Raw genomic sequence first — 20,996 nt, 5'->3', positions numbered from 1 at the left:
ACAACGGCAAAACGCCGATGGTAGGGCCTGTCATCCCTGTGAAGCAAAGGCCACACGTCATGTGCCCTGAAATGGCAAACCCCGCCGGGGCGGGGTTTGCTGGTCTCATCCGGTTCTGGAATCAGACGTTGGTCGCGCGCTTACCCGTGCGGTAGATCAACCACCCCACCAGGAACAGCACCGCCAACCCGATCCACTGCGCGGCCGGCAGGCTGAACGGCACCGCCAGCACATCAGCGCGGCCGCTCCAGACGATCGGAATCGCAATCGCGATGCCCATCAACGCTTCACCGGTGATCAGGCCGGCGGCAAACAGCACGCCCGGCTTGTGCACGCGGTCGCGGCCTTCCTCGTCGTCAGCGCGCACCTTGTGGAAGCGCTCCACCAGGTAGGAGATCAGGCCGCCGAGGAAGATCGGCACCATCAGTTCCAGCGGCAGGTAGATACCAATGGCCGCGGCCAGCACCGGCACGCGGAAGCGCGAGCCACGGGCCTTGAGCCAGCTGTCGAAGGCAATGATGACCGCACCGATCACCGCACCGATGGCGATGAAGTCCCACGGCAGTTTGCCGCCGAACAGGCCACGGGCCACTGAGGCCATCAGGTTGGCCTGCGGCGCGGCCAGCGCATTGGGGTGTTCCGGGGTAGGCGCACCAATGCCGTAGGCGGTGGCCAGAAGGTTCAGCACCGGGGCCATGATCAGCGCGCACGAGAACGCGCCGATGCCCAGCATCAACTGCTGCTTCCACGGGGTGGCACCGACGATGTAGCCAGCCTTGAGGTCCTGAAGGTTGTCACCGCCCACCGCGGCGGCGCAGCAGACCACGGCACCGATCATGATCGCGGCCACCGCGCCCAGCGGCGCACCACCGGTGCCGACCGGCTTCAGGCCATCGGCCCCCAGCAGCACCACCAGCACCGCCGAAGCGAACAGGATGGTGGAGATGGTGATGCCCGACACCGGGTTGTTGGACGAGCCGATCAGGCCCGCCAGGTAGGCCGACACCGACACGAACAGGAAGCCGGCCACGATCATGATGATGGTCATCGGGATCGAAACGTGCCACTGGCCGACGATGGCCTGGTACAGGGCCAGCAGCGGAAGCACGAAGGCAACCAGCGCCACCAGCATCCACTTCATCGGCAGGTCGCGTTCGGTGTGTGCCAGCACCGGGCCACCACTCTTGCGCGCGGCGGCGAAGCCGCTCTTGACGCCGCTGAGCAGCGATTTACGCAGCGAAATCAGTGTCCAGATACCGCCGATCAGCATCGCGCCCACGCCCAGGTAGCGCATCTTTGCGCTCCACAGTGCGAACGCGGCATCGGTGGACGAAGCCGTGGCAATCGACGCGGCCAGGGCCGGATCGGAATTGAGGAAGAACGCCTGGTACAGCGGAATGGCAATGTGCCAGGTCAGGATCGAACCGGACACCACCACGATGCCGACGTTCAGGCCGACGATGTAACCCACGCCCAGTAGGGCCGGTGACAGGTTGGTGCCGATGAAGGCGGTGATCTTCGAGCTGCCGACGTACGCCGAGGTGGCCCAGGCATCCGGAATCAGGCGCATGCCGCTGGCGGCGGCGACCTTGACCACGGCACCGATGACGGCCGAGAGACCCAGGATCTTCAGGCCCGGGCCCGGGTTCTCACCGGCCTTGAGCACTTCGGCGGCGGCCTTGCCTTCCGGGAACGGAAGCGGGTCTTCCACGATCATCGAACGACGCAGCGGCACCGAGAACAGCACGCCCAGCAGGCCACCCAGGCCGGCAATGCCCAGCACCCACCAGTACTTGAAGTCCGGCCAGTAGCCCATGATCACCAGCGCGGGGATGGTGAAGATGACGCCAGCGGCAATCGACGAACCGGCCGAGGCACCGGTCTGGACGATGTTGTTTTCCAGGATCGAGCCGCCGCCGAGCAGGCGCAGCACGCCCATTGAGATGACGGCCGCAGGAATGGCGGTGGCGATGGTCAGGCCCGCGAACAGACCGAGGTAGGCGTTGGCAGCCGACAGCACCACGGCCAGCACGATGGCAAGCACCACCGCACGGAACGTGAGCTGCTTGGGCGCAGCGTCGTGATTCATGTAAACCCCTGCAGGGAAAAAAGCTGGCCCACGCTAGCCTTCATGTCCTGGCAAGTCCAGTGTCAGCCGTCAGGCTGACACGGATAATCGCGTGATGTTATATCCTATCGCGCCCACCCCGGGTCGCACCTTGTCTCCCGCCCCCCGCCTGACCTCCATCGACCAGCTGCGCGGCACGGTGATCGTGCTGATGCTGCTGGACCATGTGCGCGAAACCTTCTACCTGCACCACCAGGTGCCCGACCCGATGCCGGTGGACACGGTGGAACCGGCGTTGTTCGCCAGCCGCCTGCTGGCGCATCTGTGCGCCCCGGTGTTCGTGCTGCTGACCGGCCTCTCGGCCTGGCTGTACGGCAGTGGCCAGGGCGATCCCCACCGCGCGGCGTCAGCGTTCCTGCTCAAGCGCGGCCTGTTTCTGATCGCGCTGGAACTGGTGGTGGTCAACTTCGCCTGGACCGGCCAGTTTCCGCCCAGCGTGATCTACCTGCAGGTGATCTGGGCCATCGGGCTGAGCATGGTGGTGCTGGCCGGCCTGCTGTGGCTGCCGCGTGCAGCGCTGGCGGTCGTTGCGATCGGGCTGATCGCTGGCCATAACCTGCTCGATGGCGTCCACATCGACGGCAATGGAGCCTGGGCGGTGCTGTGGAAAGTGCTGCACCAGCGCGACTGGATCGAGGTCGGCGAGGCGCTGCGCCTGCGCACGTCTTACCCGGTGCTGCCGTGGTTCGGCGTGATCGCGCTGGGCTATGTGATCGGACCGTGGTTCATGCGCGGCGGCGACGCATGGGTGCGCCAGCGCCGACTGCTGTGGGCCGGTGGCGGCGCGCTGCTGGGCTTCGCGCTGCTGCGCGCGCTGAATGTCTACGGCGACAGTCCCTGGCAGGGCTTTGCCGAGATGGGCGTGACCGTGATGAGCGTCTTCAACGTCACCAAGTACCCGCCGTCGCTGCTGTTCCTGCTGCTGACCCTGGGGGTCGGCCTGTTGCTGCTGCGGCTGTACGAGCAGCCGGCCGTGGCCCGGCGGCTGGCTCCGCTGGCTGATATCGGGGCGGCCCCGATGTTCTTCTATCTGGTGCATCTGTATGTGCTGAAGCTGCTGTACCTGGGGGCCGTGGCGGTGTGGGGAACGAACCACGGGACGTATTTCGGGGTGGATCAGGTGTGGCAGTTGTGGGCGATCACCGCGGTGCTGGCGGTGGCGTTGTATTGGCCGACGCGGGCATTTGCGCGGTTGAAGGCGCGCAGGAAAGACCTGGTGTGGTTGCGCTATCTGTGATCCGGCCGTTGGGGTGATAATCGCGGGCTGTTTGTGTCGCTCCTGGCCCGATGACCACCACTGCCCTGCCCGCCTCCGACGACTTCCTCGGCCATCCCAAGGGCGTCTACATCTGCTTCTTCACCGAGATGTGGGAGCGCTTCTCGTTCTACGGAATGAAGGCGCTGCTGCTGTTGTATCTGACCAAGTACCACCTGTTCGGCGACAAGGCCGGGCTGGACCTGCTGGGGGCCTACGGCGGGCTGGTGTACTGCATTCCGGTGTTCGGCGGGTTGCTGGCCGACCGCTGGCTGGGCATGCGCAAGGCCGTGGTGTTCGGCGGCGTGCTGCTGGTGCTGGGGCACCTGGGCATGGCGTTTGAAGGCCATGCGGCGACCCGGGTCAATGGCGAAGTCGTCCGCGACACCACCGCGCTGGGCGTGACCTACCTGTCGCTGGCGCTGATCATCATGGGCGTGGGCTTCCTCAAGCCCAACATCTCCACCATCGTCGGCAAGCTGTATCCGGAAAACGACCCGCGCCGCGACTCGGGTTTCTCGCTGTTCTATGCCGGCATCAACCTCGGTGCGCTGTTCGCCTCGCTGGTCTGCGGCTTCCTGGGCGAGGCCTACGGCTGGAAGTACGGCTTCGGCGCGGCCGGCATCGGCATGGTGGTGGGGCTGGTGATGTTCCTGTGGGGCCAGAAATACCTGCACGGCCATGCCGAACCCAGCGACCCGGTCGGGTTGCGCCAGCGCCTGTTCGGACTGCCCCGCGAATGGCTGATCTATGCCGCCGCCGTGCTGGGCGTGGTGCCGGTCGCGGCGTTGATGTGGGCCGCAGCCAATGGTGCATTCGCATTGGGCGGTGAAATCAGCCTGGCATTGATGCTGATGATCGTGGTGCTGGGCGCGGTGCTGCTGTGGTTTGCCTGGTTCACCGGCACCCGCTGCACGCCGGTGCAGCGCCAGCAGATGATCGCGCTGATGGCGCTGATCTTCATGGCGCTGGTGTTCTTCACCCTGTACGAGCAGACCTATGGCTCCTGGGTGACCTTCACCGACCGCATGCTGACCAAAGACCTGGTGCCCGCGCTGGTTATCCAGGGCGGCACCCCGTTGCCGTGGTCGATCGCTTCGCTGCTGTTGGCACCGCTGGGCTTCGTGGTGGCCGCCCGCCTGTCGGAGCGTAATCCGGGCTCATCCGCTCCGCGCACGGTGTTCATCGCCATCGTCGCGCTGATGCTGGTGATGCTGATCCGCGACTGCCTGGTGATTCCGCAGACCGCCGGCTCGCTGACCTACCTGGGCGGCCTGTTCCTGGTGGTGCTGGCTCCGCTGTTCGCCGCCCTGTGGGCGTGGCTGGACCGGCGCCGCCTGGATCCCTCCAAGCCGTTGAAGTCGGCCTACGGCCTGGTGTTCGCCGCGCTGTCGTTCATTCCGCTGGCACTGGCGGCCCAGCAGGTTGGCGCGACCGGTCAGATGGCCAGCGTGTGGTGGCTTGTGCTCGCTTACCTGGTGCTGGAAATCGGCGAGATGTGCCTGTCGCCGGTCGGCCTGTCGGCCGTCACCCAGTTGGCCGCACCGCGCGTAGTCAGCCTGATGATGGGCACCTGGTTCCTGGCCACGGCGTTCTCGGAAACCCTGGCCGCGCTGTTCGGCAAGCTGGCCGCGATTGAGGTGCCGGAAGGGGAAACGCTGAACATCGCCAGCGCCGCCGCCAGCTATGAACATCTGTTCTGGCTGCTGATGTGGATCGGGCTCGGCTGTGCGGTGGTGGCGCTGCTCAGCGCGCCGCTGCTGCGCCGGATGATGCACGGGGTGCGGTAACGCCGCACCCCGTGAACATCGATTACGGCTGCGCGGCTGCGGCCGCAGTCTGCCCACCCAGGCTGCGTGACAGGAACGCCAGCAGCTTGCTGTAGTACTCGCGACGATGCGGGTCGGTGTAGAAGCCGTGGCCTTCGGTGGAGTAATACAGCGACTCCACCGGCACGCCGGCCTTCTTCAGGGCGGCTTCCATGCGGCGGGTGTGATGCTCAGGAGCACGCTCGTCCTCACCACCAGCAGCCAGAAGCACCGGCACCTTGATGTTGGCCGCCAGATTGACGGGTGACACCTCGCCCAGCTGCGTCGGGTTGCCCAGCCATTCCTTCAGATAGGTTTCGCCCGAGCCGGTGCTCTGGATGTCACCCCGGCTGAACATCATCGGCAGGTCGTATACGCCCACATAGCCGGCTGCGCACTTGTACAGCCCGGGTTCGCGCGCTGTGCCCATGAGGGCGGCATACGCACCGTAACTGGCCCCGTAGATGCAGATGCGCGACGCATCGGCGTGGCCCTGCTCGATCGCCCAGCGCGTGGCGTCGGTGACGTCATCCTGCATGGCGCGCCCCCACTGCTTGGCACCCGCCGCTTTATGGCTGCGACCGAAGTTGGCCGAACCTCGAAAATTGACCTGCAGCACCGCATAGCCGGCTGCCGCCAACATCTGCGTCTCCGAATCGTAGTTTCCGTAGTCGAACACGCCAAACGGACCGCCATGCGGCAGCACCACCATCGGCAATTTGCCGCGGCTGCCGGCAGGTGTGGTCAGGTAGCCATGCAGGGCCATTCCGTCACGGGCCTTGAAAGCAAATGGCTGCACCGTGGCGCTTTTCTCTGGATCGACCCAGGCGCTGCGGCTGATCAGGTGCTCGGCCTTCTTGGCGACGGTGTCGAAGATGTAGAAGTCGCCTGGGTTGCGTCCCGACCAGGCCTCCACCAGCACCTGCTTGCCATCGCGGGTGCTGGAGGTGATGAACACAGCGTCGCCACCAAAGGCGGCTTCCAGGCTGCGGTACAGGCGTGCGTCCGGCGACTGCTCATCAAAGAAGCGCGTGCGAGGCTTGTCACCGAAGTACAGGGCACCCACCGGCATGCGGCTGCCCGGGCGATAGATCAGCCGGTCCGGGTCGACCACGGGATCGCGTAGCACCAGCGTACGTTTGTCGGTCGCCGGATCCCAGCTGACGATGGCATCGGGTCCATCAGCCTGCTCCACCCGGAGGTAGGCCAGCTTGCCGTCTTCAGAAAAACCCAGCGCCTGCTCGATGCGCTTGTTGGCCCCTTCGTCGTTGATCAGCAGCCAGTTGCTGGCGCTCGACTCGCGATAGTAGAGCTTGTTGTTGTTGTCCGCGCCGGAGCCTTGCGCGAACCGTATCTGGCCCTGCGCATCGCTGACGAAGTGCCCATTGCGCACCGGCGAGCGCGCTACGGTCACGCGCCGGCCACTGTTGATTTCCAGTCGGTCGACGCGGGTGAACGGATCTTCGCTGAACGGCCGGATGGAGACCAGCACATTGCGATCGTCCTGCGGCACGCTGTCAATCAGGAATGCCGCAACGGCTTCGACTTTCTTGGGCTGGATGCGGGAACCCGGACCCTTGCCTTCCACCCGGTAGCCGACCAGCAGTTCGCCGCGCCCACCATTGGCATTCATGGCGTACAGCTCGCCGGTCAGGCGTGGCTGGTCCAGGGAACCGAACTTTTCCGCCAGCCCGATCAGCACACGCTCGTTGTTCGCCCATTCGAAATCGATGGCGTAGTTGTTGCGCGGCGGCACGAACGAGCCCATCACCTTGCCGGTGCTGCGACTGAGAATGGCCAGCGCAGTGCGGTCTTCCATCGGCACCGTGGCGGCGTAGTAGTCGCCGCCGGGCGAAAGCTTGATATCGGTGAACGTGTCGCGCTTGAGGTACTGCTCCAGGTCCACCGCCATCGCCGAGGCCACCGGCAGACACAGCAGCGCCGCGGCGGCCCATGCCGCCAAGCTCGAGTAACGCATCCTTCCCCCTGTTGAGCCGGACACCTTGTCCGGAATGTTCGATTCTAGGCAGATGCGCACGACCGGAGCCAGTGCGCGTGTCGGTTATGGCGAGGCGGTGGTGCCGGCGGGCGTGGCGGTTTTCCCACCCAGCGTCTGCGCCAGGAACGCCAGCAGGCGGGCGTAGTACTCGCGCCGGTGCTCCGGCGTGTAGAAGCCGTGTCCCTCTGTCTTGTAGTACAGCGCTTCCACCGGCGTACCCGACTTTTTCAGTGCCGCCTCCAGCCGCCGGGTGTGGGTGATCGGGGCGCGTTCGTCCTCGCCGCCGGCGGCCAGGAACACCGGCACCTTGATCTCGGCTGCCCGCGCGATGGCCGAGCGGGTCCCGAGGTCCTTCTGCTCGCCCACCCATTCGCGCAGATACACACGACCGGTCTTGCTGTCGCCGGTATCGCCGCGTGCGTACATCAATGCCGGGTCATACACGCCGAAGTAGCCGGCCGCACACTGGTACAGACCGGGCTCACGGATCGGCCCCATCATGGCGGCATACGCGCCATAGCTGGCCCCGTACAGACAGATGCGGGCGGGGTCGGCAATGCCCTGCGTAATGGCCCAGCGGGTGGCGTCGCTGACGTCATCCTGCATGGTGCCGCCCCACTGCTGCTTACCTGCCACGGTGTGCGCGAAGCCATAGTTGGACGAGCCGCGGAAGTTGATCTGCAGCACCGCATAGCCAGCGTCGGCCAGCATCTGCGTTTCGCGCTCGTAACCGCCGTCGTCGAACACCCCGAACGGTCCGCCATGCGGCAGCACCACCAGCGGCAGGCCCTTCGCTTCCTTGCCATGCGGCACGGTCAGGAACCCATGCAATGCCAGACCATCGCGGGCCTTCAGCGACACCGGTTGCACCCGCGCGGTGGTCTCTGCGTCGATCCAGTGGCTGCGACTGGTCAGCAGGGAGGCATGCTTTTTGACCGTGTCGTACAGATAGAAGTCGCCCGGATTCTGCCCGGACCAGGTCCGCACCAGCACCAGTTGGCCATCGCGGGTGCTGGAGGTGATGAACAGCGGCGACTTCAACGCCGCCTCAAGGCTGCGGTACAACCGCGCCGTACTGGACCCTTCGTCGAAAAAGCGGGTATGCGGGGTATCGCCGAAGAACAGCGCCCCGACCGGCGTACGGGTACCCGGCTGGTAGATGATCCGGCCCGGATCCACCACTGCATCGCGCAGCACGGTTCTGTGCGCATCGGTCTTCGCGTCCCAGGCCACGATGGCGTCAGGCCCCTCGGCCTGCTCCACCAGCAGGTAGGGCTGGCCATCTGCACCGAAACCGACCGGCACCTGTGCCCGACCGGTGCGGGAAGTCTCGTGCACAGGCCGCCATTCCGCGCCCGGGTCGCGGTAGTACAGACGGCTGACCCGGTCATCGGCGAAACCGGTGGCAAACCGGACCTCGCCCTGGGCATCGGTACGGAAGGTCGCGCGCGGCACCGGTGAACGAATCACCAGGGTGCGCTTGCCGGTGGCCACGTCCATCCGCTCGACCTGGGAAGACGCCTTCTCGGAGAACAGGCTGACCTCGATCAGCGCGCTGCCGTCACCGGCCGGGGCGGCTTCCATCAGCTCAGCCGCAATGCCCCAGGCCAGCCGTGCTTCGGCGTGGTTGCCCGCCGCCATGCTGCCCTTGCGGTAGCCCACCAGCAGTTCGCCGTCCTTGCCATCGGCATTGATGCCGTACAGCTCACCCGTCGCCTGCGGCTCATCGAGTCGACCGAACTTCTTCGCCAGCCCGATCACCAGACGCTGGTCGCTGACCCATTCAAAGGTATCGGCGTGATTGTGCTTCTGCGGCCGGAACGCCCCGACCAGCTGCATGTCACTGCGGCGCAGGATCGCCACCGCGGTGGAGTCCTCCATCGGCACGGTCGCGGCCAGATATTCGCCGGTTGGCGACAACTTCATTTCGTTGAAGCTTTCCTCGCGCAGGAAACGCTCCAGGTCCACTGCTCCGGCCCCCGCCGGCAGCCAACCGCACACCGTGCCCAGCAGCACGGCGATCATCATCTTGCGCATCCATTCCCCCCCGGGACCGGACCCCATGTCCGGAACGGCGATTCTAGACCCACACCGGACCGCACAAAAGAAAAATGGCACCGCTTGCGCGGTGCCATTTGTGGCCTGCCCTGATGGAGAGAGGTATCAGTGCACGCCGCGGAACGCGAGGCTGAGCGCCAGCACCGACAGGATCACCGCAATGGTGCCGTCGAGGATGCGCCAGGTCTTGGGCTTGGTGAACAGCGGGGCCAGCAGGCGTGCGCCCAGGCCCTGGGCGGTCAGCCACAGGCAGCTGGCGGTGACCACACCGGCTGCGAAGGCCATGCGCTCGTTGCCGAAGTTGTCGGCAATCGAGCCGATCACCATCATGTCCAGCCAGAAGTGCGGGTTGATCAGCGAGAAGCCTACCGCAGCGGTCAGCACCGCGCGGCGCGACGTATTGTCGCTGTCGTCCATCTGCAGGCCACCGGTGCCGGCCAGCGCGCGACGTGCCGACTGCCAGGCGTACCACGCCAGAAAGGTCACGCCGCCCCACAGCACCACGGTGGTCAGCCACGGCAGGGCACGGGTCAGGGTGTTCAGGCCGGCCACGCTGGCGAAGATGAAGATCGCATCGATCGCCGCACAGGTCGCCACCACCGGCACGATGTGCTTGCGCAGGATGCCCTGGCGCAGGATGAAGGCGCTCTGTGCGCCCACCACCGCGAACAGGCCGATGCCTGCGGCTGCGCCACTGAACCACGCGGCCAGACCGGGGCCGCCGGAGATGAAGGAGAACATGGAAATACCGCCTGTCTTGCTGTGGGGGCGGTGCCTCGCCAAGGCGTACAGCACCGGATGGCGCGTATTGTCGCGCCGCAACATGAAAAAGTAGAGCTAAACTTGCTAAACCATCTTTAGCGGAACTTAAGACGATGCGAATCGACCATGCCCAGCTCAGAGCGCTTGCCGCCGTTGTCCGCGAAGGCAGTTTCGAGCGCGCCGCGCAGTCGCTCAATGTCACCGCGTCGGCCATTTCGCAGCGGGTCAAGGCGCTGGAGGACCGGGTGGGCAGACTGCTGGTCAAACGCTCGTCCCCCGCCGTGGCCACCGAAGAAGGCCAGGTGCTGGTGCAGCTGGCCGAGCAGACCGCCCTGCTGGAGCACGACGCCCTGCACCGGATGGGCATTGCCGACGAGGACCTGCCGCAGGCCAGCATCCCGGTAGCGGTCAATCACGACAGTCTGGAAACCTGGTTCACCGAGGCTGCCCTGCGCTTTGCCGAACAGACCGGCACCACCCTGGACCTGCGCCTGGAGGATCAGGACCACACCGTCGCGCTGCTGCGCCAGGGCGCGGTACTGGGCGCGGTGACCACCCTGGACGAGCCGGTGCAGGGCTGCCAGATCCATCCGCTGGGCAGCATCCGCTATGCAGCAACCTGCACGCCGGCCTTCCACGAGAAGTACTTCGCCAAGGGGGTGAACGCGCAGTCACTGGCCCAGGCCCCGGTGCTGGTGTTCAACCGCAAGGACGACATGCAGGCGCGCTTCGCCCGACGCCTTGCCGGAGAAGAGCTGCCGATGACGGCGCCCACCTGGTGGATCCCGTCGACGCGTGCGTTCGTGCAGGCAAACCTGGGGGGACTGGGCTGGACCATGAATCCCCTGCCGCTGGTGAAGCGGCACCTGGAGGCCGGCCGGCTGGTGCTGATGAAGCAGCGCGCGTGGGAGGACGTGCCGCTGTACTGGCAGCACTGGAAGGGCGACGTAAAGACCATGGCGCTGCTGACCCGGGCGGTGCTGGGCGCGTCGAACGGGTTGGTGCGGAAGAAGCGCTGACCTTCGTGCCGACCAACGGTCGGAACCTACCAGATGGCGTTCACGGTAGCGCCCGACCGTTGGTCGGGCGGCCATTCCGCGACGTACACGGCGCGCTGACCTCCCCCCGCGCAGCATCCGCGGCATGGACAGCGATCCGGTCTACCTGCACATCCGGGTGGTGTTGAGCATCATCCTGGGGCTGAGCATCACCACCCTGCTGCGCGGGCTGGCGCAGATCATCGAGAACCCCGCACGCCGGGGCTGCTCGTGGCTGCATATCGCCTGGGTGCTGTGGGCGCTGATCTCGGTAGTGACCTTCTGGTGGTGGGAGTTCCGGCTGATCCAGGTGCACCGCTGGACCTTCGGGCTGTACCTGTTCGTACTGGCTTATTGCGCCAGCTGGTACCTGCTGTGCGTGCTGCTGTTTCCGGACGACCTGCGCGACTACGACAGCTACGAGCACTACCTGCTGCAGCGCCGCGGTGGGTTCTTCGGGATGCTGGCGCTGGTCACCCTGCTGGACCTCGGCGACACCGCGATCAAGGGCCACAGCCGCTGGGTAATGCTGGGGGAGGCCTACCCGATCCATACGGCGGCGATGCTGGCGGTGGCGGCATTGGGGATGATCAGCCGCAGTCGTCGGGTGCACGTGGGCCTGGCGACGGCAGCGTTGCTCTACCAGTGCGGGTACTTCCTGGCCGAATATTTCAGCCTGTCGGCGGATTGAGCGCCCTGCCCGCGCCACGCGATGCTGCGTTGCACCAAATCCGTACCGTTTCGGGCTAAAATTGCCCCCAGGATGCGCCAAACGGTTGTTTCTTCACGCTTCTTCCCCAGGGCGTGGTCATCCTCCTCCCATCTCCCCCTAAGAGATATCCATGAAAAAGTTAGCCAAGGTCGTCCTCGGCCTGCTCGTGCTGTTGCTGCTGGCAGCGGCCGTGTTCCTGTACTGGCCCCTGTACCAGCGCTCGGTCCCGGCGGCGGAAAACGACAAGCCGGTCGACGTCGTGCTGGTCGGCGGCGGCATCATGAGCATCACCCTTGCCACTTTCCTGCAGGAACTGCAGCCGGACTGGAACATCCAGGTCTACGAGCGCCTCAACGGCGTGGCGCTGGAAAGCAGCGACGGCTGGAACAATGCGGGCACCGGGCATTCGGCCTTCGCCGAACTGAACTACACCCCGGAACTGCCGGACGGCAGCATCGAGACCAAGCGTGCGGTGGGCATTGCCGAGCAGTTCGAGGTCTCGCGCCAGTTCTGGTCGCACCAGGTGAAGGAAGGCCGGCTGAGCCAGCCCAGCGACTTCATCAACCCGACACCGCACATGAGCTTCGTCTGGGGCGATGACAACATTGCCTACCTGCACAAGCGCCAGCAGGCACTGTCGAAGAACCCGCTGTTCTACGGCATGCAGTACTCGGAAGATCCGGCGCAGATCAAGGCCTGGGCCCCGCTGCTGATGGAAGGGCGTGACCCGAACCAGAAGGTGGCCGCGACCTGGATGCCGCTGGGCACGGACGTGAACTTCGGCGTGATCACCCGCCAGCTCACCACCGGCCTGCAGCGCAGCCCGAACTTCAAGCTGCATCTGGAGCATGAAGTGCGCGCGCTGCGTCAGAACGACGACAAGAGCTGGAACGTGACCGTGGCCGACCTGAAGTCGGGTACGGAATCGACGGTGAAGTCGCGCTTCGTGTTCATCGGTGCGGGCGGTGCGGCGCTGAAGCTGCTGCAGCTGTCGGGCATTCCGGAATCGAAGAACTACGCGGGCTTCCCGGTCGGCGGCCAGTTCCTGGCGTTCAAGAACCCGGCGATTGCCAGCCGCCACAGCGTGAAGGCCTATGGCATGGCCGAAACGGGCTCGCCGCCGATGTCGGTGCCGCACCTGGATGCGCGCAAGCTGGACGGCAAGCCGGTGGTGCTGTTCGGGCCGTTCGCGCTGTACAGCACGAAGTTCCTGAAGCACGGTTCGTGGTTCGACCTGTATTCGTCGGTGAACCACAACAACGTGGCAGGCATGCTGGACGTGGGTCTGGAGAACCTGGACCTGGTGAAGTACCTGATGGGCCAGGCCCGTCTGGAAGATGCGGACCGCCAGGCCGAACTGGTGAAGTACTTCCCGACTGCCAAGCGCGAGGACTGGGAACTGGTCACCGCAGGCCAGCGCGTGCAGATCATCAAGAAGGACCCGGAGAAGGGTTCGGTGCTGCAGTTCGGCACCGAGATCGTGACCGACAAGGACCACACGATTGCGGCCCTGCTGGGCGCATCCCCGGGTGCCTCGACGTCGCCGCCGATCATGCTGGACCTGCTGAAGAAGGCGTTCCCGGAGCAGATGGCGGCCGGCTGGGAAGCACGCCTGAAGGAGATCGTGCCGTCGTACGGGCGCAAGCTCAACGACAGCGCGGCGCTGACCAACGAGATCCGCGGCCAGACCAGCGCGGCACTGAACCTGCCGTTCCTGGAAGTGCCGGCCGACACCAGCGCAGCGGTCATGCTGACTCCGCCGGCTCCGGTTGCGCCGGTGGCTCCGGTGAAGGAAAAGCGCAACGCGAACGAAGAGATGCAGGCGCTGTAACGGCTGCATCGCTCGATGTAAGTCTCTGGAAACCGGCTTCCTTGGGGAGCCGGTTTTCTTTTGGGCGTGGATCGCCCACCTCCGCACGTGGACGGCGCCCTTCCGCGCGTGGATGGCTCCCGTAGAGCCGGGCTTGCCCGGCTGCTGTTGGATTCAGGCGAAAAGCCGGTGCTCACGGGATCCCTGGTTTGGCGGATCGGGATGGGCGTTCCGGGGGACGCCGCAAGTCCCCCTCCGGGGCCCGGCCCAGCCGCTGGCGGCTGGGCGTTCAGTCGCACGCGAGGCAGTGCCTCGCAAGCAGTGCGCCTTCACCCCTGTAGGCTTGATCGCCGCATCCATGCGGCTCACACCCCCTCCAGCCCACCCCGACCCGCCATCGACAGTGCGGCGGTGGCCATGGGAAATGCCAGATCAACAGCGGTGTCGATCCGGCGTCATGCGTTACCGATTGTTGGGGATTTCACGGCGATCGTCTGTCGACCGATCCCACCAAGGCATTTCCGACCCCGCCGGGGCAGCGCAAATGGCTTTTGATCTTCCATGGCCACCGGCCAACTGTCTGGGGCGTGCCGGGCTGGGTTTGCGGGACCGTAGAAAACATGGATGTTTTCTACGAGCCCCCATGGAAGGGTTTACGGCGTGTCCCGCAAACCCACCCCGGCACGCCCAAACACGGAAACCGATGACCACCGGCTTTTCGCACGAATCCAACAGCGCCCACATTGTTAAATTTGTAATTAGAATGCGAACGATTTACATTTGCGTCCCGTTGTGCCCTCCCCTTGGGCTTTCCGAGACCTTCGCATGTCCTTACGCGCTGCTTCGCCCCGCTCTTTCCGTCGCGCCCCGCTGGGCGTTGCCCTGCTGGCCGTCCTGGCCGCCGCCGCTCCGGCTGTTGCCATGGCAGATACCGCTGCCGCCGATGCCAAGACCCTGGACCAGGTCAACGTGGTCGGCACCCAGGCGGCTCCGTCGAGCACCACCCGCCTGCCGATCACCCTGCAGGAAACCCCGCAGTCCACCAGCGTGATCGGTATTGACCGGCTGCAGGACGAAGCGCTGTTCTCGATCAACGACGTCATGCGCAACATCACCGGCGTCAGCGTCTCGTTCTACGACACCCAGCGCCCGCTGTACTACGCGCGCGGCTTCACCATCACCGACTTCCAGGTCGATGGCCTGCCCACCTACAGCGGTTCCACCAACCAGGAATACGACACCGCCTTCTACGACCGCGTCGAAGTCATCCGCGGTGCCAATGGCCTGCTCAGCGGTGCCGGTATTCCTTCGGCCACCGTCAATCTGCTGCGCAAGCGCCCGGGCAAGGATTTCGATGCCTCGGTGGCCGTCAGCGCCGGCAGTTGGGACTTCGGCCGCCTCGAGGCCGACGTCAATGCGCCGCTGACCAGCGACGGACGCTTCCGCAGCCGCGTGGTTGCCGCCTATACCGATCGTGACCTGTATTACGACCGCTACAAGGAAGACAAGATGGCCGGCATGGCCGTTCTGGAAGGTGACATCACCGACTCCACCACTGTCACCGTTGGCTACCAGCGCCAGGACAACAACCCGGTCGGTTCCACCTGGGGCACCGTGCCGTTCTTCAACAGCGACGGCACCTTCGCCCACCTCCCGCGTGAGACCAACATGGCTCCGAAGTGGAGCTACTGGCAGCGCGAAACCAGCACTGTCTTCAGCAACCTGGAACAGCGTTTCGGCGAGAACTGGCTGCTCAAGCTCAACACCGCCTATACCCGCGGCAATGTGCAGAACGTGCGCGTGTACGGCAGCGGCTACCCGGATCCGGTGACCGGTGCCGGCATGTACCTGCTGGCCGGTGCCGGCGACGCGGAAGACACCCGCAAGGGCGCGGACCTCTACCTGTCCGGCAAATTCCCGGCGTTCGGCCGCGAGCACGATGTGGTCATCGGCGGCAGCTACAACAACCTGGAAGCCACCACCTGGACGCTGACCTCGGTGGCCAACTGGCGCTACAACATTCCCAACATCCACACCTGGGACGGCGACATTCCGGAGCTGCGGGCCAGCCGCACCGGTGCGCGCCGCATTGCCCACACCAAGCAGAGCGGCGTGTATGCGTCGACCCGCCTGCGCCTCGCCGACCCGCTGTCGCTGATCGCCGGTGCGCGCCTGAGCCGCTGGGAAACCCTGAGCCGCAGCTACAACGCGGCCGGTGCCTATACCGGTACCAGCGGTGCCTACAAGGTCACCGATGAAGTCACCCCGTACGTCGGCCTTGTGTACGACATCGTGCCGGACTTCTCGGTCTACGCCAGTTACACCGAGATCTTCAACCCGCAGAACTACAAGGACCGCAACGAAAACCTGCTGGCTCCGGTGGAAGGCTCCAACCTGGAAGCCGGCATCAAGTCGCAGTGGTTCGACGGCAAGCTGACCGCCAATGCGGCGATCTTCGAAGCCAAACAGGACAACTACGCGGTGCGTGACATGAGCCTGCCGGATGGTTCGCTCAGCGACGGCAGCTCGGCCTACATCGGCGTCAACGGCACCAAGTCGCGCGGCTGGGAAGTGGATGTCAACGGCGAAATCCTGCCGGGCTGGACGGTCAATGCCGGTTTCACCCACGTCAAGGTGACCCGCGCCGCGACGGACCTGCTGTACGCGAACCCGCCGGAAGATCTGTTGCAGTTGAACACCAGCGTGCGCCTGCCGGGCGTGCTGGACCGCCTGACCATCGGTGGTGGGTTCTCGTGGCAGAGCAAGGTCGAGGGCTACAACATCCCCTACCCGCTCGGCGGCACCCGCACCGTGACCCAGCCGTCGTACATGCTGGTCAACTTGCACGCCAATTACCGCATCAGCGATAACTGGACTGCTTCGCTCAACGTGCGCAACGCGTTGGACAAGACCTACTGGGCGAACCTGGACTACAACAACTACGGCGAGCCACGGTTTGTGTCGGCCAGCCTGCGCTGGGCGTTTTGACCATTTGCCGGGCATGGCCCGGCTCTACGGATCGCGCGGACCAAACGAGCGCACGGATCGCGCCGAGCCCGCCGAGCCCCCGATCACGTGAACCTGAACAGGGCCCGCCATTGGCGGGCCCTTTCTTTTGCTGCACTGCGGGTTGCATCTCCCTTCGTAATTATGCCGTAATTACGTCAACACCCCCGGGATGACTGCAATGACCCCCAGCTGGGACAGCAAGGCACGCGGCCGCCAGGCCCGTCTGCAACGGGCCGCCGCCTTCGCCCGCGGCCATGAAGTGGCCGCCGATGACGTGGTGGAACTGCTGCACGCGGTACTGGAACCGGGCGACAAGGTCTGCCTGGAAGGCAACAACCAGAAGCAGGCCGATTTCCTGGCCCAGCGCTTGGCCGAACTGGATCCGGCACGCGTGCATGACCTGCACATGGTGCAGTCGGTGTTGTCGCTGCCCTCGCATCTGGACGTGTTCGAGCGCGGCATCGCCTCGAAGCTGGATTTCTCCTTCTCCGGCCCACAGTCGGTGCGGCTGGCCAACCTGGTCGCCGAAGGGCGCATCCAGATCGGGGCCATCCACACCTACCTGGAACTGTTCGGGCGCTACTTCATCGACCTCACCCCGCAGGTGGCCCTGGTCGCCGCGCAGGCCGCCGACCGCCACGGCAACCTGTACACCGGCCCGAACACCGAAGACACCCCGGTGATTGTCGAAGCCACGGCATTTGGCGGCGGCATCGTGATTGCCCAGGTCAACGAGATCGTCGACACCCTCCCCCGCGTCGATATTCCGGCCGATTGGGTCAACTTCGTGGTCCAGGCTCCGCGCCCGAACCATATCGAACCGCTGTTCACCCGCGACCCGGCGCAGATCTCGGAGATCCAGGTGCTGATGGCGATGATGGCCATCAAGGGCATCTACGCCGAGTACGGCGTCAACCGGCTCAATCACGGCATCGGCTTCGATACCGCCGCGATCGAACTGCTGCTGCCCACCTACGCCGAGTCGCTCGGACTGAAAGGCAAAATCTGCCAGCACTGGGCCCTGAACCCGCATCCAGCGCTGATTCCCGCGATTGAATCCGGCTTCGTGAAGTCGGTGCATTCGTTCGGCTCCGAGCTGGGCATGGAGAAGTACATCGCCGCACGTGGCGATGTGTTCTTCACCGGTGCCGACGGATCGATGCGCTCCAATCGTGCGTTCTCGCAGACCGCCGGCTTGTATGCCTGCGACATGTTCATCGGCTCCACCCTGCAGATCGATCTGCAGGGCAACAGTTCCACCGCCACCCGCGACCGCATTGCCGGCTTCGGCGGTGCGCCGAACATGGGCTCGGATGCGCGTGGCCGCCGCCACGCCAGCGACGCCTGGCTCAAGGCCGGACAGCAGGCCGCGCGCCCCGGCGAGATTCCGCGCGGGCGCAAGCTGGTGGTGCAGATGGTGGAAACCTTCCGCGAACACATGGCACCGGCTTTCGTCGAGCGTCTGGACGCGTGGGACCTGGCCGAGCGCGCACAGATGCCGCTGCCGCCGGTGATGATCTATGGCGACGACGTCAGCCACGTGCTCACCGAGGAAGGCATCGCCAACCTGCTGCTGTGTCACACCCCGGAAGAACGCGAGCAGGCGATCCGCGGGGTCTCCGGCTACACCGCCGTGGGCCTGGGGCGTGATCGCGCCATCGTGGAAAACCTGCGCGACCGTGGCGTGATCCAGCGCCCGGAGGACCTGGGCATCAACCCGCGCGATGCCAGCCGCGACCTGCTGGCCGCGCGTTCGGTGAAAGACCTGGTGCGCTGGTCCGGTGGCCTTTACGACCCGCCCAAGCGTTTCCGCAACTGGTAAGGAGCGCATATGGAAACCCTCGATTATCGATTCGACGGCCACACCGCCGTGCACTTCCCGCCCCAGGCCGTGCTGGTCGGCGTGCTGGCCTCGGGCAATCTCGAAGTCCTGCTGGAAGCAGCACCGCTGGACGGCGCGATGCAGGTGCGCATCGTGACCGCCGCCTCCGGCTTCGGCAGCATCTGGCAGGCGGTGATCGCCGATTTCGCGGCGCGCCATCCGCTGCGCGATGTGCAGGTGTCGATCAATGATGCCGGGGCCACCCCGGCGGTGGTCAGCCTGCGTCTGGACCAGGCGGTGCAGGCGCTGCACGAAGGAGCCCCGCAATGACCCGCACACAACGACACAGCTATTACGAGGCCGATGCCCGCGAGCGTATCGCGGCTTTGCTCGATACGGGCAGCTTCAACGAGTTCCTTGGCCCGGCCCGACGCATGACCAGCCCGCATCTGGCGCAGCTGGACCAGCCTGCCGCCTTCGATGACGGCATCGTGATCGGCAGCGGCACGCTGCGCGGAAAATCCGTGCTGATCGCGGCCCAGCAGGGACCGTTCATGGGCGGTGGGGTCGGCGAAGTGCACGGAGCCAAACTCACCGGCCTGCTGCAGCGCGCGGCACAGACCCGTCCCGACGGCGTCCTGCTGCTGCTCGACACCGGCGGTGTGCGCCTGCACGAGGCCAATGCCGGCCTGATTGCCATCTCCGAAATCATGCGTGCCACGCTGGCCGCACGTGCGGTGGGTGTGCCGGTGCTGGCGCTGATTGGCAGCGGCAACGGTGCCTTCGGCGGCATGGGCATCGTCGCCCGCTGCTGCAGCACGGTCATCATGTCTGAAGAGGGCCGCCTCTCGTTGTCTGGCCCTGAAGTAATCGAAACCGTGCGTGGGGTGGAAGAATTCGATGCGCGCGACCGTGCATTGGTCTGGCGCGTCACCGGTGGCAAACACCGCTATCTGATCGACCAGGCCCAGGTGCTGGTGGCCGATGCGATGGACGCCTTCGCCGACGCGGCCTACGACGCGCTGCAGCCGGACACCTCAAGCACGGACACCGACGCGGCCCTGCACGCGCTGCAGGCACGGCATACCGCCCTGCAGGCCCGCGTGCAGGCCTGGGGCGACTGCCGTGATGGCCTGGACATCTGGACCCGCCAGGGCATCGCCGAACCGGAGCGGCTGCCACTGCTGGACACCGATGCCTTCCTTGCCGCCACCGCCGCCCGGAGCCTGCCATGACCGTAGCACTGCAGACGCTGCTGGACGCGCTGTTTCCGCTCGGCCACGACATCACGGTCAACGACGCGGTACTGGGCGGTACAGCGCGCACCGAAGACGGTGTGGTCACCGTGATTGGCACCATCGACAAGATCGAAGTCGGCGTTGACCACGCCCTGGCCTTGGCCGATACCGTGCTGACCAGCACCGCCGAACATCCGCAACGCCCGATCGTGATGCTGGTGGATACTGCCGGTCAGCGGCTGGCGCGGCGCGACGAACTGCTGGGCATCAATGGTTACTTCGCGCATCTGGCACAGACCCTGGACCTGGCGCGCCGGCGTGGTGCGCTGCTGGTGACCCTGGTGTACGGCGAATCGGTCAGCGGTGGCTTCCTGTCGTTCGGGCTGATGGCCGACCACATCCACGCCCTGCCCGACGCACAGGTGCGAGTGATGGACCTGCGCGCGATGGCGCGGGTGACCAAGCAGCCGCTGGAGAAGCTGCAGGCGCTCAGCCAGAGCTCGCCGGTGTTTGCGCCGGGCGTGGAGAATTACGTGGCGATGGGCGCGGTGGAATCGCTGTGGCCCGATGACCTGGCGCAGCACCTGCTGCAGGCACTGCGCACGCCCGCCGGTGGCGACCAACGCGCGGCACGGGGTGCCGAGCGCGGCGGCCGTAGCCTGGCGGCCAGCGTCGCCGCTGAAGTGGCCCGCGGCAATGCCTGACCGGCCCGCCCGCCACACGCTGGTCTGGCTGTCGGCGCAGGCCGACTGGCGGGCCGACGTGGCAGCGCAGGACCCGCGCCTGGCGCAGTGGCTCGCGCAGGGCTGGCCGGCAGTGGTGGCGCGTCGCGCCGCCGATGATCCCGATCCACGTCTGCGGCTGGGGGTGCCCCTGCCACCGGCCGAGGGCAAACAGCGCCTCGCGCTGCGCGTGCCGATGGCCGATGTGGTGAAGGTGCAGCCGCCGATTTCGCTGCAGGCGGTGCTGGCGCATCCGTTGGTGGGTGCCGCAGCAGACTGGTCACTACCGTTGCAGGCGCTGCACGCGATGGCACCGGCACGTGTGTTCGGTGCCTTCGCCTGGCAGATGCTGACTGGGTTGGAGTATGTGCACGCACGGTCGGATATCGACCTGCTGTGGCAGATCGACGACCGTGATATGGCTGACCATCTGGTTACGCGACTGCAGGCCTGGGAGGGCACCTTTGCACGACGTGTGGATGGTGAGCTGTGTCTGCCGGATGGCGGCGCAGTGAACTGGCGCGAGTACGCCAGCGACGCGCGCCAGGTGCTGGTCAAGCGCGTGGACGGGGCGATGCTGGCGCAGCGCGAGGATCTGTTCCAGCGCGTTGAGGTGGGCTCATGAACGCGGTGGGG

15 protein-coding genes are annotated in these 20,996 nt (G+C 65.8%); 11 read left to right on the top strand and 4 right to left on the bottom strand.

The features are described 5' to 3' along the window. Window positions 1-121: 121 nt before the first annotated feature. Entirely contained in the window at window positions 122-2,089 is a 1,968-nt protein-coding gene (locus PDM29_RS13050; RefSeq protein WP_311190542.1) for an OPT family oligopeptide transporter, read from the bottom strand. 94 nt (window positions 2,090-2,183) lie between these two features. On the opposite strand from PDM29_RS13050, the gene PDM29_RS13045 reads away from it, so the two are divergent. Both PDM29_RS13045 and PDM29_RS13040 read left to right on the top strand, forming a co-directional pair. Then, window positions 2,184-3,365, top strand: coding sequence for an acetyltransferase domain-containing protein (locus tag PDM29_RS13045; protein WP_311190541.1), 1,182 nt, complete (start codon window positions 2,184-2,186; stop codon window positions 3,363-3,365). A gap of 50 nt (window positions 3,366-3,415) precedes the next feature. Then, window positions 3,416-5,173 carry a peptide MFS transporter gene (locus PDM29_RS13040; RefSeq protein ID WP_311190540.1) on the top strand — a complete coding sequence of 586 codons (1,758 nt, stop codon included), beginning with the start codon at window positions 3,416-3,418 and terminating at the stop codon, window positions 5,171-5,173. Window positions 5,174-5,195: 22 nt separating this feature from the next. Here the strand turns inward: PDM29_RS13040 and PDM29_RS13035 are convergent, their stop codons facing one another. The 3 genes from PDM29_RS13035 to PDM29_RS13025 form a co-directional block, all read right to left on the bottom strand. After that, a complete protein-coding gene (locus tag PDM29_RS13035) occupies window positions 5,196-7,169 on the bottom strand; it encodes an alpha/beta hydrolase family protein (protein ID WP_311190539.1) in 1,974 nt (657 codons plus the stop codon). An 84-nt stretch (window positions 7,170-7,253) separates the two neighbouring features. Next, window positions 7,254-9,227, bottom strand: coding sequence for an alpha/beta hydrolase family protein (locus PDM29_RS13030; RefSeq protein ID WP_311190538.1), 1,974 nt, complete (start codon window positions 9,225-9,227; stop codon window positions 7,254-7,256). A 126-nt stretch (window positions 9,228-9,353) separates the two neighbouring features. Beyond that, complete coding sequence (locus PDM29_RS13025) at window positions 9,354-9,989, bottom strand: LysE/ArgO family amino acid transporter (RefSeq protein WP_311190537.1); 636 nt, start codon at window positions 9,987-9,989, stop codon at window positions 9,354-9,356. Window positions 9,990-10,123: 134 nt separating this feature from the next. Between PDM29_RS13025 and PDM29_RS13020 the strand changes: the two genes are divergently transcribed. The 9 genes from PDM29_RS13020 (at window position 10,124) to mdcG (ending at window position 20,985) form a co-directional block, all read left to right on the top strand. Beyond that, window positions 10,124-11,029: a LysR family transcriptional regulator ArgP gene (locus PDM29_RS13020; protein ID WP_311190536.1), complete on the top strand. Its 906-nt coding sequence runs from the start codon at window positions 10,124-10,126 to the stop codon at window positions 11,027-11,029. Window positions 11,030-11,153: 124 nt separating this feature from the next. Further along, on the top strand, window positions 11,154-11,738 hold the full coding sequence (locus tag PDM29_RS13015) for a hypothetical protein (protein WP_311190535.1): 585 nt from the start codon (window positions 11,154-11,156) through the stop codon (window positions 11,736-11,738). A gap of 151 nt (window positions 11,739-11,889) precedes the next feature. After that, entirely contained in the window at window positions 11,890-13,590 is a 1,701-nt protein-coding gene (gene mqo / locus PDM29_RS13010) for a malate dehydrogenase (quinone) (protein WP_311190534.1), read from the top strand. Window positions 13,591-14,394: 804 nt separating this feature from the next. Continuing rightward, complete coding sequence (locus PDM29_RS13005) at window positions 14,395-16,557, top strand: TonB-dependent siderophore receptor (RefSeq protein ID WP_311190533.1); 2,163 nt, start codon at window positions 14,395-14,397, stop codon at window positions 16,555-16,557. A gap of 199 nt (window positions 16,558-16,756) precedes the next feature. Continuing rightward, entirely contained in the window at window positions 16,757-18,400 is a 1,644-nt protein-coding gene (gene mdcA, locus PDM29_RS13000; protein WP_311190532.1) for a malonate decarboxylase subunit alpha, read from the top strand. Window positions 18,401-18,409: 9 nt separating this feature from the next. Beyond that, on the top strand, window positions 18,410-18,730 hold the full coding sequence (gene mdcC, locus PDM29_RS12995; RefSeq protein ID WP_311190531.1) for a malonate decarboxylase acyl carrier protein: 321 nt from the start codon (window positions 18,410-18,412) through the stop codon (window positions 18,728-18,730). Continuing rightward, window positions 18,727-19,635 (top strand): biotin-independent malonate decarboxylase subunit beta, encoded by a 909-nt coding sequence (locus PDM29_RS12990; protein ID WP_311190530.1) that lies wholly within the window; start codon window positions 18,727-18,729, stop codon window positions 19,633-19,635. Before mdcC ends, PDM29_RS12990 begins: the two co-directional genes overlap by 4 nt. Next, the gene (gene mdcE, locus PDM29_RS12985) at window positions 19,632-20,342 is read left to right on the top strand and encodes a biotin-independent malonate decarboxylase subunit gamma (protein ID WP_311190529.1); all 711 of its coding nucleotides are present in this window, start codon (window positions 19,632-19,634) and stop codon (window positions 20,340-20,342) included. The genes PDM29_RS12990 and mdcE overlap by 4 nt, the downstream gene beginning before the upstream one ends. Beyond that, window positions 20,335-20,985 (top strand): malonate decarboxylase holo-[acyl-carrier-protein] synthase, encoded by a 651-nt coding sequence (gene mdcG / locus PDM29_RS12980; protein WP_311190528.1) that lies wholly within the window; start codon window positions 20,335-20,337, stop codon window positions 20,983-20,985. The genes mdcE and mdcG overlap by 8 nt, the downstream gene beginning before the upstream one ends. The last annotated feature ends 11 nt before the right edge of the window (window positions 20,986-20,996 follow it).

This window comes from Stenotrophomonas oahuensis, assembly GCF_031834595.1.
GTDB lineage: Bacteria > Pseudomonadota > Gammaproteobacteria > Xanthomonadales > Xanthomonadaceae > Stenotrophomonas > Stenotrophomonas oahuensis.
Note: the sequence above shows the minus strand (reverse complement) of the source record. Positions and strands in the feature narration are given on the sequence as shown.

Coding starts and splice junctions, on each gene's coding strand:
- mdcG (WP_311190528.1), top strand. CDS start 20,335: ATGCCTGACCGGCCCGCCCGCCACACGCTGGTCTGGCTGTCGGCGCAG.
- PDM29_RS13015 (WP_311190535.1), top strand. CDS start 11,154: ATGGACAGCGATCCGGTCTACCTGCACATCCGGGTGGTGTTGAGCATC.
- PDM29_RS13020 (WP_311190536.1), top strand. CDS start 10,124: ATGCGAATCGACCATGCCCAGCTCAGAGCGCTTGCCGCCGTTGTCCGC.
- PDM29_RS13045 (WP_311190541.1), top strand. CDS start 2,184: ATGTTATATCCTATCGCGCCCACCCCGGGTCGCACCTTGTCTCCCGCC.
- PDM29_RS13035 (WP_311190539.1), bottom strand. CDS start 7,169: ATGCGTTACTCGAGCTTGGCGGCATGGGCCGCCGCGGCGCTGCTGTGT.
- PDM29_RS12990 (WP_311190530.1), top strand. CDS start 18,727: ATGACCCGCACACAACGACACAGCTATTACGAGGCCGATGCCCGCGAG.
- PDM29_RS13040 (WP_311190540.1), top strand. CDS start 3,416: ATGACCACCACTGCCCTGCCCGCCTCCGACGACTTCCTCGGCCATCCC.
- mdcA (WP_311190532.1), top strand. CDS start 16,757: ATGACCCCCAGCTGGGACAGCAAGGCACGCGGCCGCCAGGCCCGTCTG.
- PDM29_RS13025 (WP_311190537.1), bottom strand. CDS start 9,989: ATGTTCTCCTTCATCTCCGGCGGCCCCGGTCTGGCCGCGTGGTTCAGT.
- mdcE (WP_311190529.1), top strand. CDS start 19,632: ATGACCGTAGCACTGCAGACGCTGCTGGACGCGCTGTTTCCGCTCGGC.
- PDM29_RS13050 (WP_311190542.1), bottom strand. CDS start 2,089: ATGAATCACGACGCTGCGCCCAAGCAGCTCACGTTCCGTGCGGTGGTG.
- PDM29_RS13005 (WP_311190533.1), top strand. CDS start 14,395: ATGTCCTTACGCGCTGCTTCGCCCCGCTCTTTCCGTCGCGCCCCGCTG.
- PDM29_RS13030 (WP_311190538.1), bottom strand. CDS start 9,227: ATGCGCAAGATGATGATCGCCGTGCTGCTGGGCACGGTGTGCGGTTGG.
- mdcC (WP_311190531.1), top strand. CDS start 18,410: ATGGAAACCCTCGATTATCGATTCGACGGCCACACCGCCGTGCACTTC.
- mqo (WP_311190534.1), top strand. CDS start 11,890: ATGAAAAAGTTAGCCAAGGTCGTCCTCGGCCTGCTCGTGCTGTTGCTG.